The following is a 16,501-nucleotide window of genomic DNA, read 5'->3' as shown; positions in this document are numbered from 1 at the left end:
TGTTCCACCTGCGCGGTGCAACCACCAAGAACGGCGTTGTAGAGAAAGATGCCTATGCCCCCTCCACCCGTGAATACTACTTCCGCTACGGCAAGTAATTGCTGAAAGCCTTTCACGGAAAATGTAATAAAAAAACAACACACATCATCACACAGCCCTTTCGAGGCGCTGTCCTGTCCGGGCCAGATGTTCCACGGCCAAACCTGAACTCCACCAAACAAGAATGGGGCCTGCAGGCCCCATCTTTTATTGCTCCGGATTGTCAGCTGGCTTGTCGGCAAGCCTTGTAACCCTGAAACGGCTCAGAGCTTGATCCAGGCATCGTCCCAGGCCGTGCCCTTGCCCGGCTCATAGGCCCAGGCAGCACCGGCACACCAACCGGTGTAGGGGTGCGGTTTGCACTCGTAGCTGGCACCGCCGTTACTGACCCGCTCGCCTGCCTTGTAGGGAGTCCCCTCTTTATAGACGGGATAGTCAGGCGGCGTTACGCCCCCCTCCTCCCCTTTCACCAGCAGGCTATGGGTGGTGCTGCGGCTCAGATTACCTTCATCTGTGACCGTCAGTTTGATCTCCAGCTTGGTATCGCTGGCCGGCTTGGGCAGAGTCAACTCCAGAGTGACCTGATCCAGTGCCGGGGCGGCTCCAGCCGGGATAGTCCAGGCATAGGAGAGCGGCTTGCCTTCCGGATCGCTGGAGTGCTGGCCGGAGAGAGTCACCTTGCTGCCACCTTCGGCCTGCGCCGGGCCAGTGATATTGGCCACTGGCGGCAGGTTGGTGCCACCGCCGTTATCCTCGATCACCACCTCCGGATAGAAGTGCTGAACGCAGCGGCTGTAATCCCCTGCCTTGAAGGCGCTGAAACGGGTCTGGTAGCCCACCAGCTTGCAAGCGTAACTCTTGCCGCCGTTGGGGTTCTCTGCCACATAGCTCCAGTCCTGCTCCCAATAGATGGGCAAGGCACCGGCGCCATTGTCATCAAACACCTTCATATTCTTGCAACCCAGCACCTCGTCGGATGGCACCGCCACTCCGAGGTAGTTGGCAAACTCGCGGTAGTAGTTGATGCGATTCTGGGACTGGGCGTGCTCGACCGGACCGCCGCACTCCACGCCGCCGTTGATGATCTGGGTAGTGACCCCGAAGCCCGGCACCAGACCGTTCTGCTTGTCATGGTCATTCGGCTGCCAGGTGCCATCGATGACATGGAGCATGGAAGGCTTGGGCGGCTGCGGATAGGTATAGAAGAACACCGCACTGGCGAGGTTCAGCCAGGTGTCGGCCACCAGATCGGGGCGGTCTAGCAGGGTGCGTACAGTACCGAACATCGCCTCGGAGAAGGGGCCGTAGTTGTAGTTGTAGGAGAGCTGCTTGGCGCCGCGGCCAAAGTAGCTCTTGAACTCGCCATTGTCGAACGTACCGCACGGCCACTGCTGACCCTGCCACACATCGGGACGACACTCGGCGTTGTAACCGCCGCGCATGGTCTCATTCCATCCCATCTCACGCACGTAGACCAGTGCCTGACGCCACTCGGCTTCCGGGCGCCAGTTTTCATGGCCGCCTGTCTCCTGGGCGAAGTGAGCGAACATGGTTGCCAGGGTCTTGCGGCAGATGGCGTCAGCATCGCGGCCATCGCTGTAATCGCTGCACAGGGCCGGGAACTTGGCCGCCGCCTGCAACAGGCCACGATAGGTGTACTCGGGGGTGCGCAGCGGGAACAGGTAGTTGAACTGGCTCTCGCTCAGCAGGCTTTCGACCCGCTTGACGTTGCCAGGGTTGTCGGCACGGCCCGGCAGCACAGCTTCTACGACCAGATTGTCACGGGTAGCGATGGAGGCCTTGACCGCTTCCATCGCCGGGAAGTCGGTCAGCGCCTTCTCTTTGGCATCCAACTCGGCCTGGCTCATATAGACGGGGGTAGTGCTGCCATCCGGCGGAGTTGGCGTCGGCGGATTGGGCTTGTCATCGCCACCGGTATCCGGCGGGGTCACTTCCCCTTCGCCGACAAGCTTCCACGGGGTATCCCACGCATTGGCGGCCGCCATGCCGGGAGTCTGACCCGGGTTGACCCACCACTTGGCCTCAAAAACCTGGCCGTTGTAATTGACCTGGCTGCCGCCCGGATAGGATTTGTTGATGTCATATGCCTCGGCCGCCCACAGGTGGCCGCTCAGCATCATGCTGGCAAGCAGAAGGGTGATACGGTTTTTTTTCATTATTGTTGCTCTCTATGGTTTTGTGGCAAAAGGCGGAGCCCGCCTGAACAGGCTCCGCCATCTTCATCATGGACTCAACCTAGGGGCAGCTTGCCGCCCCGACATCCAGCCAGACATCGTGCTTGCCCGGCTCGTTGCCTTGAGTCCACCACTTGGCCTTCCACTGACGGCCGTTGTGGTTGGTCAGCTCCCCGCCGTTGTAGGCAACAGCGGCGCTCCAGCCCAGATCAACCTGACTCGCCAGTGCCCACTGATCGGCGGCGCGGCTCGGTTCATTGCCCTGAGTCCAGTACTTGGCCTGCCATACCAGCTGGTTGTGGCTCACCTTGTCACCGCCGTTGTAGACCTTGCCGGCCTGCCATGCGGGAACATTCGCCGCTTCCGGATCGGTGGTGTTGCAAGAACCATCGACCACGGGCGCCAGCGTCAGCACGACGCGCCCTTCGCTTTGATGTACCCCGTCCGAGACGCTCACACTCAGCTCATGCTGCTCGCTGGTGGTGACAGCCGGCGGTAGCAGACGCAGGTTGGCACTGGTCTCGCCCTCCGCCTGCCAGCCTGCCGGGAAGTGCCAGCGGTAGCTGAGCGCATCCCCCTCGGGATCGCTCGCCTCGGCGGTGATGGTCAGCCACTCACCGCCGATGCCGCCGAGCTGCGCCGGTACGGTCACCACCGGAGGCCGGTTCTCAACCACGCCCTGCTCCAGCGGTCGCCCGTTGACGGTAAAGGAGAGCGCCTGCTGCGGTGGCAGCAAGCTCTGCTGTACCAGTGTCTGGCCACGGCACTGGATGGTGGCGCGGCCGGGCTCGCTGGCGGTGGGCAGGTTGATGTGGAACTTGTTCATGACGCTGCTGGCCGCTCTGTGATTGGCCAGCCTGAAGCGCTGTAGACCATCGCGGGTCTCCACCTGCAGCTGGCAGTCATTGCCGGACAGGGTGTTGCTGTCATCCGGGTAGGTGAAGCCATAGGCGCCGTGCAGAGCCGGATAGATGTAGCTACGCAGGGCTCCTTGCGGATCGTAATAGCCCACCAGGGTGGTCACCGGCACGCCGAACTGCTCGGGCTTGCGCGCAACCCTGGTATCGATGGGGGAGACCTCCACCCAGCTCTGGCCATCCGAGGTGAAGCTCTTCTTGAAGCCCCGGTTCACCACAATTTCCTTGCCGTTGATAAAGAGGCGACTGTTGTAACCGGCCCCGTGATCGATAGTCAGACTGCGCCCACGGTTGTCCGCAGAGGCAACCGGCACCCGGATATCACGGGTCCAGCGACCATCCCACATGGCAACCCTGACCAAGTCGTAATCCGCCAGCAGGGCACTCAGTCCTGCCTCGCTCAGGGCATCCATGGGGGCATCGACCTTCTCGATCCCCTCGATTGTGTGCTGATAGGACTCCATCCTGGCCGTCGCACTGTTCCACTTGCTAAAGCCGGTGGCCGAGTTGGCATCGAACACCGCCTTGCTCTCCAGAAAACGCTGGATGATGGCAGCAGAATTGGGGGTATAGAGGGTGAAACGGTTGGCGCCGGAGAGAGGGCGGCCGCCCGCCATCGCATCGTGGCCAAACTTGCGGCCATCGAACGGTGGCTGGCACTGGCCATCCAGACAGGCATCCTCATTGGTGCGGGTCGGCGAGAAGTTGGGGATGAAACGGTGTTTGTCACTGTCCCAGCCCCAGCTGGAGTTGAGCTGATCGGCACTGCGGTGAACCGAGCCGCGGAAACCATCCACATAGTGGCCAAGGCCGAAGTTGTGGCCCACCTCGTGGCTGAACTCGTTGCCCAGCGAATCATCCAGCGTGACGATGCCACCGCCACCGGAACCACCGTGCACCTGAACTCCATTGGCATACTTGCCGCGACTGTTGTGCGCCGTCAGCTGGGCCACCACAAAGGGATGGCTTCCCTCCCCTTCACCGGCACTACTGTTGATGCCGTAATTGGCATTGTCGATACCGTGGGAGATAAGCTCCTTTCCGATGCGCTGACGCATGGTGCCGCCATGCCAGCCCCCTTCGCTCGGGTCAAAATCGGTCAGCAATGTGCCGTTGGGCAACATCACCTCAGGCAGGGAGAGCGGTGCATACTGACTGACAATCAACCGGCTGGCCGGGATGGTTTGGAAGTATTCGCGATGGGCCTCCTTGTCATTGGCAAAGGCAAAGCGATCCCGTGGTGTGGTGAGCATGCCGATGTCGATGGTGTGCAGCAGCAGCTCGCCGGGGGCGCCGACCTTGATGTCACGCAGTTCACTACTGAGATTGCCCTGACGAACGGAGAGGTTCAGTCCGGGCTGGATCCACTCGGCAGGCAGCTCGCCGCTCCAGGTATCCGCTGCATAGGTGATGCGGTTGTTCTCCAGCTCCCCCTCGCGGAACCACTGCCCATTGGCAAACTTGAACTGCAGGGTCTGGCCACGGGAGACGGTCACCTGTCGCTCACCATAAAAGGCCATCGAGTTATAACCGGCACTGGAGCGGATCCGCACCATCTTGCCCTCCAGCTCCGGGCTCACGGGCAGGTAGATATCCCGAACCCAGCGGCCATCGACGGTCTGGATCTCCACCAGCGCGCGACCAGTCAGCCGATCCTTGAGGAAGGCGCCGCTCTTGTCGTTCAGTTTGGCCAAATCAGCACTGCTGCTGATGACGGCAGTGGTGCCGCTCTCCGGGATGAAACTCACTCCCCCTTCTGGAGCCCCCGCGAGGTGGTAGACAGTCTCTGGCAGCGCCGATGGCGGCGACAAGGTCAAGGTGCCCAGCAGCTCGCCGCTGCCGTCACGGGCCTCCACCGTCATGGGGGTCACCCCGTCGGCCTGGAGCGGTTTAACCAGCAGCAGGCTCTTGCGCAGGCTGGTCAGGATGGGTTGGCGATCCCCCTCTTTGGGATGGGACGGCAGGATCTGGCTCTGGGCAAACTGCACGCTGGCAGCCAGGCTGCCCGCCAGATCGCTTTGCGGTGTCGTGTCATTGAATATCAGGGGCGAGGTGGCGGCAGACAGGGGGCCAGCCGCCAGGGTTGCCATGATGAGGGCAGCGATTCGGGTCACATTTGTGGTCATTGTCGGGTTCTCGTTCATATTGCTACCGGGAATGAGGGGCATGTCGCCATGCCCCGTCATCGGTGAGGAGGCCTCAGTTACAGCTTGCTGCCCCGATATCCAGCCAGACATCGTGCTTGCCCGGCTCGTTGCCTTGAGTCCACCACTTGGCCTTCCACTGACGGCCGTTGTGGTTGGTGAGATCCCCGCCGTTGTAGGCAACGGCTGCGTTCCAGCCCAGATCAACCTGACTCACCAGCGCCCACTGATCGGCGGCGCGGCTCGGCTCATTCCCCTGAGTCCAGTACTTGGCCTGCCATACCAGCTGGTTGTGGCTCACCTTGTCACCGCCGTTGTAGACCTTGCTGGCCTGCCATGCGGGAACGTTGGCTGCTTCCGGATCTGTGGTGTTGCAAGAGCCACCCTCACCACCTTCGTTGATTGGCGTGACGGTGAGACGGGTGGCCGCGTTGGCATCGAGTGCGCCATCGGAGACGGTCACAGAGAGGTCATAACCGGTTTCGACATCCACCGCTGGGCCGGTGACCACCAGGGTGGCGCTGTTCTGGCCGGTCGCCGTGATACCGGCAGGCACTTGCCACTGGTAGATCAGCTCGTCGCCATTGGGATCGGATGCCTTGGCGGTGATGGTCACCTGCTTGCCCTCTTCCACCTTGACGCTGGCAGGCAAAGTCACCACCGGAGGCAGGTTGGGCTGCGGCGTCTTGTTGGTCACCACCACCTGATCCCTGGCGGTCAGTTGATGGTCATCGGTTACCGTCAGCTCGAATACCAGGGCGGTATCAGCACTGACGGCATTCACATCGACCCGCACCTTGGCCTGCGTGGTATCACCCAGCACGGCTTGCGGACCGGAAACCTGCTTCCAGCTGTAGGTCAGAGAGCCTTTTTCCGGATCGTGGGAGGCTGAGCCATCCAGCGTCAGGGTAGCTGGGCCGGTCACCGCCACATCGCTGCCCGCGTTAGCCACTGGCGGCTTGTTGGCTGGCGGAGTGATCCCTTCACCGTGACCGAGACCTTCATGCATGGCGTTGAGGATGTCGCCGTTGTCGGCATCGATCTCCCAGGAGAAGAGCCCGCCCAGCTTGTTGGCCAGCACGTATTGGCCTTTCGCCTTGACCGAGCGCTCGTCGTCATAGGTGATCAGCTCGCCGGTGGAGGGCTTGAACAGGGTGGCCGCTTCGGCAGTCTCGTCGTAGTTGTACTCCCAGCCTGCGCCCATGTGGCTGTTGACGATGTGGCGATAATCCAGCACGCCATCTTCCCAGGTGCCCTTGATCTTGCCGGTGGCGGTGCCGGTGAAGGGATCGTTGCCCTGATATCCGCTCACCCCTTTCCAGCCGCGACCGTAGGCGGCGGCACCGATCACCAGCTTCTCGGAGTCGACCCCCTGCGCCAGCAACTGCTGCACCGCTGCATCAGTGTTGTAGCGCTTGTTGGCCGAGCCGTTGGTGGCCTGATAGAGGTTGGCCTGATGACCCAGGGAGGTATTGCTCCAGGCACCGTTGTAGTCGTAACTCATCACGAAGAGGTGATCCATGTACTGCTGGGCAGCCTTGTAATCCACATCCTCAATCTTGTCGTAACCGGCACCGATGGCGGAGGTGAGCTGATAGGTGCGACCGGTCTCGGCCTCCAGCTCGTCGAGCATGGCGCGCAGCTCCTTCATCAGGGTCACATAGGTTGCGCCATCGCTCGGGCTGCCCAGTTTCGGGTTGGCCCCCTGTCCGCCCGGATATTCCCAGTCGATGTCCACGCCATCGAAGAATTTCCAGGTCTGCAGGAACTCTTTGACCGAGGCGACGAAGGTATCGCGCTTGCTCTTGTCGCCGAGGAAGTAGAAGGGATCGGAGAGGGTCCAGCCGCCGACGGAGGGGAGGATCTTGAGATCGGGGTAGGCCTGCTTGAGCGCCATCAGGGCGCCGAAGTTACCCTTGTAGGGCTCGTCATAGGCGGTCAGGCCGCTTTGCGGCATCTGGACGGCAGCCCAGGGATCGTGGATCGCCACCTTGAAGTCAGCCCGGCCTGCACAGGCACGCTGCAGGGCCTGGAAGCTGTTGCCGTTCTCGATCTCCTTGAGGCTGTCATTGATGCCATCCCCGCCACAGATGGGGGTAAAGCCGTAGAGGATGTGGGTCAGGTTCTGGGCCGGGATCTTGTCAACGGTGAACTTGCGCCCGTAGACGCCCCACTCCACGTAGTAGGTGCCGACCACCTTGCCGGACTTGTTGGCGTAGGGCTTGTTGTTCTCCTGCAGCGCAGCCTTGAGCGGTGCAAGGTGGCTGCCATCGGTATCGGCGACCACGATCTCCTTCTTGTCGGAGAGGGTGCAGCCGTCGGCATTGCAGAGGGCCACCTGCATCTGGTAGCGGCCCCCCTTGTTCACCTTGAATTTGGCGGTGCCTGCGGCGGCGGAGGGGCCTGACCACACCTCCTTGCCATCGAGCAGCACTTTGGCAGTCTGGCCAACGTCACCGCTCCAGAGGTTCCAGCTTACCTCCACATCGGCGGCATCTTTCACCTTGACCAGATTGTTGTAGGAGGTTGCCGCCTGATCGACTTCGACAATGGCGAACTTGGTGGGGCCCCAGCCGATGGCGGGTTTTCCGGGAGCTGCCGCATAAGCGGCGGAGGAGGCGAGCAGGGTGCCGACCATCATGGCCAGCAGTGCAGGTTTTGGACTTAGCATATTGCTTTCCTTTTCGTTTCGTTATGGGAAAAACGAAAGGGCAACGCAACACGACAGGTGACACAAAAACGGCCACCCCTTGGCAAAGGCAGCCTGCATACTACTGTGGTGGCCCCGCTATCCTAGGTCGTCTTGACCCTTAGACCGGAAGCTTTGCGTCCCGACTTTTCAATCGGTTTGCCCTTGTCACAACGTTATTTCTGGCGATAAATAATCGCCGATTGACTGTAGGGTAATTCTGATAAGTAAGCAAATCGGACCATTGCCAGCCCACCAGTTACCAACCCCGACAATTACCTACTTTCAAGAAATTAATGTTTAAAAAACAGCCGGATATGCAGACATAATCTCATCACCTCCAACCAGATACCTCACACCATTTTTTTGATCTGCATCACACCAAATTGAGAAAAATCAATGAGTAAGAACAATATGCGACAAAAGACCCATCTGTATCGCAACTAATGAATTTATAATCGCCGCTTTGCATGGCCAGCAGGTGTCTTCATGCCCAGCGAATTGCCCTCACGCACCCGGTTATCCAGATACGACAAATTTGTTCGTTTGACGATTTATGCCTTGCCACTGGCCGGGATGATCTGGCTTATCAACAGCCTCAATGGCTGGCAAAGGGCGCCGCTTGCCAGCACCTTGCTAGTCCAGAGCTACCTTCTCTGCACCTTCTGGCTCTATCGCCACTACCGCTACCATCTGCACCGCCAGTGGCAGCATCTGAGTGAGGCGCTCAAGATCAACGAAACCACCGCCGAACTAGCCCGCAACTCGGCGCAATACCAGACCGAAGAGGCCTTTCTGGAGGATCTGCTCAGACGAGCAGTGATGTTGATCCCAGGAGCCGAGATGGGCTGCCTGATCAAGCTGCTGCCGGGCACAGGCATGTTGAGGTATGAAGCCGCCATCGGCATGGATCTGGTGAAACTGCGGCGGATCAATCTGCCGCTGGAGCACACCTTTCAGTACAAGCTGACTCAGGGGCGCTGCAACAAAACCTTGCTGATCAACGACCTGTCGAAGATAAATGCCACCATGCCCCTGTCCGAACAGGACAGAGAGCTGCTGGTCAACTGCACCGACCTGCCCATCCAGGCCACGCTGGCGACCCCGATCCATATCGATGGTCAGCTCTACGGCATGATCAATATGGACAGCAGCAAACGTAATGCCTTTACCCGCTACGACAGCCACCTGATGGCGATCTTGGCGCTGGATATTCGCCACGCCATCACCATCTATCAGCAGTCCCGCCGCATCTATCAGCTGGCCAATACCGACCAGCTGACCGGGCTCGCCAATCGCCAGCAATTCGAACTCGCTCTGCAAGCACAGCCGGAAGGTACCCTGCTGCTGATCGACATGGATAATCTCAAGCAGCTCAATGACAGCTGTGGCCATTTGGCCGGTGATCAGGCCCTGCGCCTTATCGCTGCAGGGATACGCCAGCACTTTGGTCAGGGGGGGGATTGCCGCCCGCTTCGGCGGGGATGAGTTTGTGCTGCTCACCACTCTGACACCGACCGAACTGCAACAGGCGATGATCAGGCTGACCACCATGCTGGCCAGCGCCTCCCCCACTATCTCGTGCAGTATGGGGATGGCCCCCTATCGCGGCGACTTTGCCGCCGCGTTTGCCAGAGCCGATGCCGACATGTATCAACACAAGTGGCACCACAAAGAGCAGCGTGCGGCACAGATGCCAGCAAGCGGGGAGAGCATTAATCACTAGCCCGGAAGGGCCGCTTTGCAAGCACAAGAGAGAAGCTGGGGGAAACCGGTTGGCAGACCCGCCAGAATGTGGCTAAGCGGGGAGAAAAAACGGGGCATGACTGGCATGCCCCGCCACCATTCAATGCTTATTTACAGCTGGCGGCTCCCACATCCTGCCAGACGTCGTGTTTGCCGGGCTCATTGCCCTTGGTCCAGTACTGCGCCTTCCACTGACGGCCGTTATGGGTGGTGAGCTCGCCACCGTTGTAGGCCACATTGGCATCCCAACCCAGTTGCACCTTGCTCACCAGCAGCCACTGATCCGCGGTGCGGCTCGGCTCGTTGCCCTGGGTCCAGTACTTGGCCTGCCACACCAGCTGGTTGTGGCTCACCTTGTCGCCGCTGTTATAGGTGCTTGCCGCTTTCCAGGCTGGCCAGTTGGCCGCATCCGGATCGGTCGCCGTGCAACCACCGCCGCTGCTGGCCGGTTTGACCGTCAGACGGGTTGCCGCGCTGGCATCCAGCCCGCCGTCGGAGACGGTGACGCTCAGGTCATAGCCGGTGTCGCTGGTGACGTTCGGGCCGGTGACCACCAGAGTGGCGCTGTTCTGACCCGTTGCGGTGATGCCTGCCGGCACACTCCACTGATAAGTCAACGGATCACCGTTCGGATCAGAGGCGGTCGCCTTGATGGTCACCTGCTTGCCCGCCTCCACAGAGGCCGTGGCAGGTAGACTCACCACCGGCGCCAGATTGGCCTGCGGCACCTTGTTGGTCACCACCACCTGATCCTTGGCACTCAACTGCTGGTCATCGGTCACCGTCAGCTCGAACACCAGATTGATGTCGGCGGACACGGCATCGAGTACAACCCGGGCCTTGGCCTGAGTGGCATCGAGCAGGACAACCTGCGGGCCGGAGATCTGCTTCCAGCTGTAGCTGAGCGCACTGTTTTCCGGATCGTGGGAGGCCGACCCATCCAGCGTCACCTCGGTCGGGCCGGTCACCTTGAGGTCACTGCCTGCATTGGCCAGCGGCGGCTTGTTGGCCGGTGGCGTGACGCCACTGCCGTGACCCAACCCCTCGTGCATGGCGTTGAGGATGTCGCCGTTGTCGGCATCGATCTCCCAGGAGAAGAGGCCACCGAGCTTGTTGGCCAGCACATACTGCCCCTTGGCCTTGACCGAGCGCTCGTTGTCATAGGTGATGAGATCGCCGGTCGCCGCCTTGAACAGATAGGGCGCCTCGGCCACCTCGTCGTAGCCCTTCTCCCAGCCAGCCCCCATCCGGTTGTTGACGATGTCGCGGTAATCCACCACCCCGTCCTCCCAGGTGCCTTTCACCTTGCCGGTCGCCTTGCCGGTGAAGGGGTTGTTGCCCTGATAACCGTTCACCCCGGTCCAGCCACGGCCATACATGGCGGCCCCGACCACCAGCTTGCCCGGTTCAACCCCCTGCGCCAGCAGCTGATTGACCGCCTTGTCGGTGGTGTACTTGGTATCGGGATCCCAGCTCGCCGCATAGAGGTTGGTCTGGTGGCCCAGCTCGGTGTTGCTCCATGCGCCGTTGTAGTCGTAGGTCATCATGAAGATGTGGTCCATGTAGGGCTGGGCCGCCTTGTAGTCCACATCCTGGATCTTGTCGCCCCCCGCCCCGATGGCCGAGGTGAGCTCATACTGGCGACCGGTCTCTGCCTCCAGCTCGTCGAGCATGGCGCGCAGCTCCTTCATCAGGGCCACATAGGTGGCACCATCACTCGGGCTGCCCAGTTTCGGGTTGGCACCCTGTCCGCCCGGGTACTCCCAGTCGATATCCACACCATCGAAGAACTTCCAGGTCTGCAGGAACTCTTTCACCGAGCCGACAAACACGTCACGCTTGGTTTTGTCACCGAGGAAATAGAAGGGGTCGGAGAGGGTCCAGCCACCGACCGAGGGGAGGATCTTGAGGTTCGGATAGGCCTGCTTGAGCGCCATCAGGGCGCCAAAGTTGCCCTTGTAGGGCTCGTCATGAGCAGTGAGGCTGCCTTGCGGCATCTGGATGGCGGCCCAGGGATCGTGCATCGCCACCTTGAAGTCGGCGCGGCCGGCGCACGCCCGCTGCAGCGCCAGGAAGCTCCCTTCGATCTCCTTGAGGCTGTCGTTGAGGCCATCCCCGCCGCAGATGGGAGTGAAACCATAGAGGATATGGGTCAGGTTTTGGGCCGGGATCTTGTCCACCGTAAACTTGCGGCCATAGACTCCCCACTCCACATAATAAGTCCCCACCACCTTGCCGGACTTGTTGGCGTAGGGCTTGTTGTTCTCCTGCAGCGGCGCCTTGAGTGGCGCCAGATGGCTGCCGTCGGTATCGGCGACCACGATCTCCTTGGCATCAGAGAGGGTGCAACCATCGGCGTTGCACAGCGCCACCTGCATCTGGTAGCGCCCCCCTTTCTTCACCTTGAATTTGGCGCTGCCCGCCGCGGCCGAGGGGCCGGACCACACCTCCTGACCATTGAGCAGCACCTTGGCACTCTGGCCCAGGTCACCGCTCCAGAGGTTCCAGTTCACCTCCACATCAGCGGCATCCTTTACCTTGACCAGATTGTTGTAGGCAGTGGCCGCCTGATCGACTTCAACGATGGAAAACTTGGTGGGGCCCCATCCGATGGTCGGCTTGCCGGGCGCCGCTGCATAAACGGACGAGGCGCAGCACAGACCGACCGCAAGGGCCAGCATGGTAGGCTTTGGACTTAGCATTTTTTATATTTCCCTATTTCGTTATGTTGGCAACGAAAAGGGCTACGCCCTGACAGGTAACGCAGACGGCAGTGCGGCCTCTTGGCAAAGGTGCACAACAACCTGTGGTGGCCCCGCTATCTCAAGTACGGCTCATCCCTGGACCGGAAGCTTTGCGTCCCGATCTTGCGATCGGTTTGCCCTTCGGTTACTTCATTTGCGATGCAAAAAATCGCATCCCGACTATAGAGTGAGCCAATCCGGTCTGCCACTGTCGGCGTTCACCGACAGTGGCAAGCCAAAAGAGTAACTGGCAGCCATTACGCAGGAAGATGAAGAGATCTTCGCCAATAAACCTCTGTTTTCGGCATTCATCCATGACCACGGGCCACAGGATCATTGCGCGGTTTTGTGAGCCGGTTCACGGCTAGCCGCCCCGGCTGCGGCTAGCGCATCAGCAGGCTGTTCATCAGGGCCCGCAGTTTGAGTGGTTTGACCGGCTTGCTGATGTAGCCATACCCCCGCTCGCGGATCTGCGCCTGCAACTCGCTCTTGCGATCGGCACTGATGATGATGCCTCCCAGCTCGTCGCCACACACCCGTTGCAGGACAGCGAGCGCCTCCAACCCGGTCTTGCCGTCATCGAGGTGGTAGTCGGAGAGCACCAGTCTCGGCACAAACCCGTCTGCCACCAGCGCCTCGGCTTCGGCCAGATCGACGGCGCAGCGCACCTCACAGCCCCAACGGCCGAGCAGGGTGCTCATGGCGGTCAGAATGTCCCGCTCGTTGTCGATACAGATCACGGTTACACCTTCCAGCTGGCTGTCACGCACCACCGGCGCCGCCAGCTGATGGGCCGTGACCGGCCGGGTCGCCAGATTGAGGGTCACCGCAAAGACCGATCCCTTGCCCGGCCAGCTCTGCAATGTGAGCTGATGGCCGAGCACCTGCGAGATGCCGCGGGCGATGGCAAGCCCCAGACCCAGCCCCTGCTCCTTGGCGGTGCGGGAGTGATCGAGGCGGGAGAATTCGTCGAAGATCGCCTCCTGTTTGTCTTGCGGGATGCCGGGGCCGTTGTCCCATACCTCGATGCGGATCTTCTCCCCCATCCGGCGGCAACCGAGCAGCACCCGGCCGCCCGGGTTGTAGCGAAACGCATTGGTGAGGAAGTTCTGCAGCACCCGGCGCAGCAGCCGCACATCGCTGTGCACCGCGTGCTTGCTCTCCACCACCGAGAAGTGGATCCCCCCCGCCTGGGCCAGCACGCCAAACTCCGCCTTGAGGTTGTCGAGCAGATCGCGCAGGGCGAAGTCGAGCTTCTTGGCCTTGAACTTGCCTGCTTCGAGCCGCGAGATATCGAGCAAATCGGTGATGAGATCCTCGGTCGCCCCCAGCGCATCGTCGATATGGCGGGCGATGCGGGCCTGCTCGCCAGCATCGGGCAACATCTCCAGCAGGGAGGAGGTAAACAGCTTGGCGGCATTGAGGGGCTGGGTCAGATCGTGGCTGACCGCCGCCAGAAAACGGCTCTTGGATTGATTGGCCCGCTCCACCTGCTGGTTCACCAGCAATAGTTGGCAGTTGAGTTCGGAGAGCTCACGGGTGCGCTCGGCCACCCGTGCCTCCAGATGTTCGTTCGCTTCGCGCAGCACCCGTTCCGCATCGCGAAACGGCGTGATGTCGGTAAAGGTCATGACGAAACCACCGGCGGGCATGGGGTTGCCCTGCATCTCGATCACCCGCCCGTCCGGGCGCTCCCGCGCCGAGATATGGGCGCTGCCGCGCTTCATAAAGGCAACCCGCCGCGCCACGTGATCCTCGATATCACCGGGGCCACAGAGCCCCTGCTGGGCGTTGTAGCGGATGATCTCCTCGATGGGACGCCCAGCCTGAATAAGCCCCGGCGGATAGTGGAACAGCTCGATGTAGCGGCGGTTCCAGGCCACCAGCCGAAGCTCCCTGTCCACCACCGAGATCCCCTGCCCGATATGCTCGATCGCCCCCTGCAGCAGGCCGCGGTTGAAGCGAAACACGTCGGAGGCCTCATCGACTATGGTGGCGATCTCCTCGAGCTGCATGTTGCGCCCCTGCAGGGCAGAGGCAAGCACCAGCCGAGCCGACGAGGTACCAAACACCCCCGCTAGCAGCCGCTCGGTGTGGGCAATCAGTTCGGCCGAGGCCTGCATCTGGGGCGCCAAGGTGCCGCCGCGCTCACCGGCGAAGCGACCAAAGGCACGCCTGACCCGGCTTGAGCCGACGAAACGGGCCGCCAGCATCTCCAGCTCCTTGACCGAGACCCGCGCCTGATAGAGGGCGGCGGTATCGCGGCTCGGCTTGCCGACAAAGTTGGCCGCCTGCAGCCGCTCGCTCACCGCAGGGCGCGATAGCAAGGAACCAGCCACATAGCCGAGCAGGTTGAAGAGCAAGCTCAGGAAGATGCACCAGGCCCCGAGACTCAGCTCGCGAAACGCAGGCCAGTCCGGCGGCGCCAGCAGTTCAGCGAGCGGTGAACCGGCCAGCAGCCCGCTCTCCACCAGCAGGGTGACGAACCAGAGGCTCACCCCGAGGCTCAACCCAAGATAGACCCCCTTGCGATTGCCGTGACGCCAGTAGAGACCGAGCAGCAGGGCCGGCGCAAACTGGGCCACCGCGCCAAAGGAGAGATAGCCGATGCGGGAAAGGCTGGTGAGATCGCCGAGCCAGAGGTAGAGCCCCCAGGCCGCCAGCAAGATCAGCAGGATGGCGCCACGGCGCACCTGCAACAGCAGCCGCACCAGCCGCTCGTCGCGCCCCTGCCGCCAGAAGCGGCGTAACAGCACCGGCAGCACCAGATCGTTGCTCACCATGATCGCCAGTGCGATGGTGCAGACGATCACCATGCCGGTGGCCGCCGAGGTGCCGCCGAGAAACGCCAGCATCGCCATGCCATCGAAACCGAGGGCCATCGGCAGACTGATCACATAGGTGTCGGAGGCCATGTCAGCCCCGACCCACTGCTTGCCCGCCAGCGCCAGCGGCCAGATAAAGAGCCCCATCACGAACAGGTAGAACGGGAAGATCCAGCGCGCCCAGTGAAGATCCTGCCCCTGATTGTTCTCCACCACAGTCACATGAAACTGGCGCGGCAGGCAGATAACAGCGCACATCGCCAGCACCGTGTAGATGGCAAGCTCCAGCAGGTTGCCGGGGCTCACCGCCACCACCTGCGCAAAGAAGTCGCGGGTCACCTGCTCGTGAGCCTCGCCCGGTTTGCTCAGGATCAGCCAGAGGGCAAAGCCCCCCACCGCGATAAAGGCCAGCAACTTGACCACCGACTCGAAGGCGATGGCCACCACCATCCCCCTGTGGTGCTCGGTGGCATCGAGATGGCGGGTACCGAACAGGATGCTGAACAGCGCCAGCAGCAGAGTGACCCCGAGCGCCAACTCGCTGGTATTGCTGGTCGGGCTGATGCCGCCGCTGTTGACCATCAGCAGATCCAGCCCGGTGACGATGGCTTTGAGCTGCAATACCAGATAGGGGAGGATCCCCATGATGGCGATGAGGGCGATCACCATGGCGAGCCGCTGGGATTTGCCGTAACGGGCGGCGATAAAGTCGGCGATGGAGGTGATGTGCTCGCGCTTGGCCACCAAAATAAGGCGGGCCAGCAGCCGCCAGCCAAACAGGAAGACCAGCATGGGGCCAAGGTAGATGGGCACCGGCGACCAGGGGGATTCACTCGCCTGCCCCACGGTGCCGAAGAAGGTCCAGGAGGTGCAGTAGACTGCCAGCGACAGGCTGTAGAGCAGCGGTTGCCCCTTGAGACGGTGCCGTTTGTGCTTGTCTGCCACGAAGGCGATCAGAAACAGCAGCCCCAGATAGGTGAGCGACAATCCGATCAGCAGCCATCCCTGGTGCATCGATAACTCCTTGTCCATGTTGAGTTTTTGTATACAGCCTCGCCAGTCTAGAGAGGCTGCAGCCAAAAGTCATCCCCTTCGGACAGATTGAAATTATCGTTTTTCAATAAGTTTCATCTTGACTGTATATCGTAAAACAATAAACATTGCCGATGTAAATATTGATAAACGATAAACTTTACCTTTCA

At 61.2% G+C, this 16,501-nt stretch carries 7 protein-coding genes and 2 riboswitches; of the genes, 2 read left to right on the top strand and 5 right to left on the bottom strand.

Going from position 1 to position 16,501, the window contains the following annotated elements:
• Nucleotides 1-302: 302 nt before the first annotated feature.
• The 3 genes from AB5Y83_RS17320 to AB5Y83_RS17310 form a co-directional block, all read right to left on the bottom strand.
• Complete coding sequence (locus AB5Y83_RS17320) at nucleotides 303-2,216, bottom strand: glycoside hydrolase family 19 protein (RefSeq protein WP_368175637.1); 1,914 nt, start codon at nucleotides 2,214-2,216, stop codon at nucleotides 303-305.
• Between the two features lie 79 nt (nucleotides 2,217-2,295).
• The gene (locus tag AB5Y83_RS17315) at nucleotides 2,296-5,277 is read right to left on the bottom strand and encodes a M66 family metalloprotease (RefSeq protein ID WP_368175636.1); all 2,982 of its coding nucleotides are present in this window, start codon (nucleotides 5,275-5,277) and stop codon (nucleotides 2,296-2,298) included.
• Nucleotides 5,278-5,350: 73 nt separating this feature from the next.
• A complete protein-coding gene (locus tag AB5Y83_RS17310) occupies nucleotides 5,351-7,966 on the bottom strand; it encodes a glycosyl hydrolase family 18 protein (protein ID WP_368175635.1) in 2,616 nt (871 codons plus the stop codon).
• 104 nt (nucleotides 7,967-8,070) lie between these two features.
• A riboswitch (cyclic di-GMP riboswitch) is annotated at nucleotides 8,071-8,158 on the bottom strand.
• 315 nt (nucleotides 8,159-8,473) lie between these two features.
• On the opposite strand from AB5Y83_RS17310, the gene AB5Y83_RS17305 reads away from it, so the two are divergent.
• The gene (locus AB5Y83_RS17305; RefSeq protein ID WP_368175634.1) at nucleotides 8,474-9,472 is read left to right on the top strand and encodes a diguanylate cyclase; all 999 of its coding nucleotides are present in this window, start codon (nucleotides 8,474-8,476) and stop codon (nucleotides 9,470-9,472) included.
• A 4-nt stretch (nucleotides 9,473-9,476) separates the two neighbouring features.
• Nucleotides 9,477-9,710, top strand: a complete 234-nt coding sequence (locus AB5Y83_RS17300; RefSeq protein ID WP_368175633.1) for a hypothetical protein — start codon at nucleotides 9,477-9,479, stop codon at nucleotides 9,708-9,710.
• Nucleotides 9,711-9,837: 127 nt separating this feature from the next.
• Here AB5Y83_RS17300 and AB5Y83_RS17295 read toward each other — a convergent pair whose 3' ends face one another.
• Nucleotides 9,838-12,432, bottom strand: coding sequence for a glycosyl hydrolase family 18 protein (locus AB5Y83_RS17295; protein WP_368175632.1), 2,595 nt, complete (start codon nucleotides 12,430-12,432; stop codon nucleotides 9,838-9,840).
• Nucleotides 12,433-12,535: 103 nt separating this feature from the next.
• A riboswitch (cyclic di-GMP riboswitch) is annotated at nucleotides 12,536-12,623 on the bottom strand.
• Nucleotides 12,624-12,857: 234 nt separating this feature from the next.
• Nucleotides 12,858-16,313, bottom strand: a complete 3,456-nt coding sequence (locus tag AB5Y83_RS17290) for a NahK/ErcS family hybrid sensor histidine kinase/response regulator (protein WP_368175631.1) — start codon at nucleotides 16,311-16,313, stop codon at nucleotides 12,858-12,860.
• Nucleotides 16,314-16,501: the final 188 nt, after the last annotated feature.

This window comes from Aeromonas sp. R5-4, from assembly GCF_040908215.1.
Classification (GTDB): Bacteria; Pseudomonadota; Gammaproteobacteria; order Enterobacterales; family Aeromonadaceae; genus Aeromonas; species Aeromonas veronii.
The sequence above is the reverse complement of the archived record's forward strand: the minus strand, read 5'-3'. Positions and strand labels throughout refer to the sequence as shown.

Coding starts and splice junctions, on each gene's coding strand:
- AB5Y83_RS17320 (WP_368175637.1), bottom strand. CDS start 2,216: ATGAAAAAAAACCGTATCACCCTTCTGCTTGCCAGCATGATGCTGAGC.
- AB5Y83_RS17315 (WP_368175636.1), bottom strand. CDS start 5,277: ATGACCACAAATGTGACCCGAATCGCTGCCCTCATCATGGCAACCCTG.
- AB5Y83_RS17310 (WP_368175635.1), bottom strand. CDS start 7,966: ATGCTAAGTCCAAAACCTGCACTGCTGGCCATGATGGTCGGCACCCTG.
- AB5Y83_RS17305 (WP_368175634.1), top strand. CDS start 8,474: ATGCCCAGCGAATTGCCCTCACGCACCCGGTTATCCAGATACGACAAA.
- AB5Y83_RS17295 (WP_368175632.1), bottom strand. CDS start 12,432: ATGCTAAGTCCAAAGCCTACCATGCTGGCCCTTGCGGTCGGTCTGTGC.
- AB5Y83_RS17290 (WP_368175631.1), bottom strand. CDS start 16,313: ATGCACCAGGGATGGCTGCTGATCGGATTGTCGCTCACCTATCTGGGG.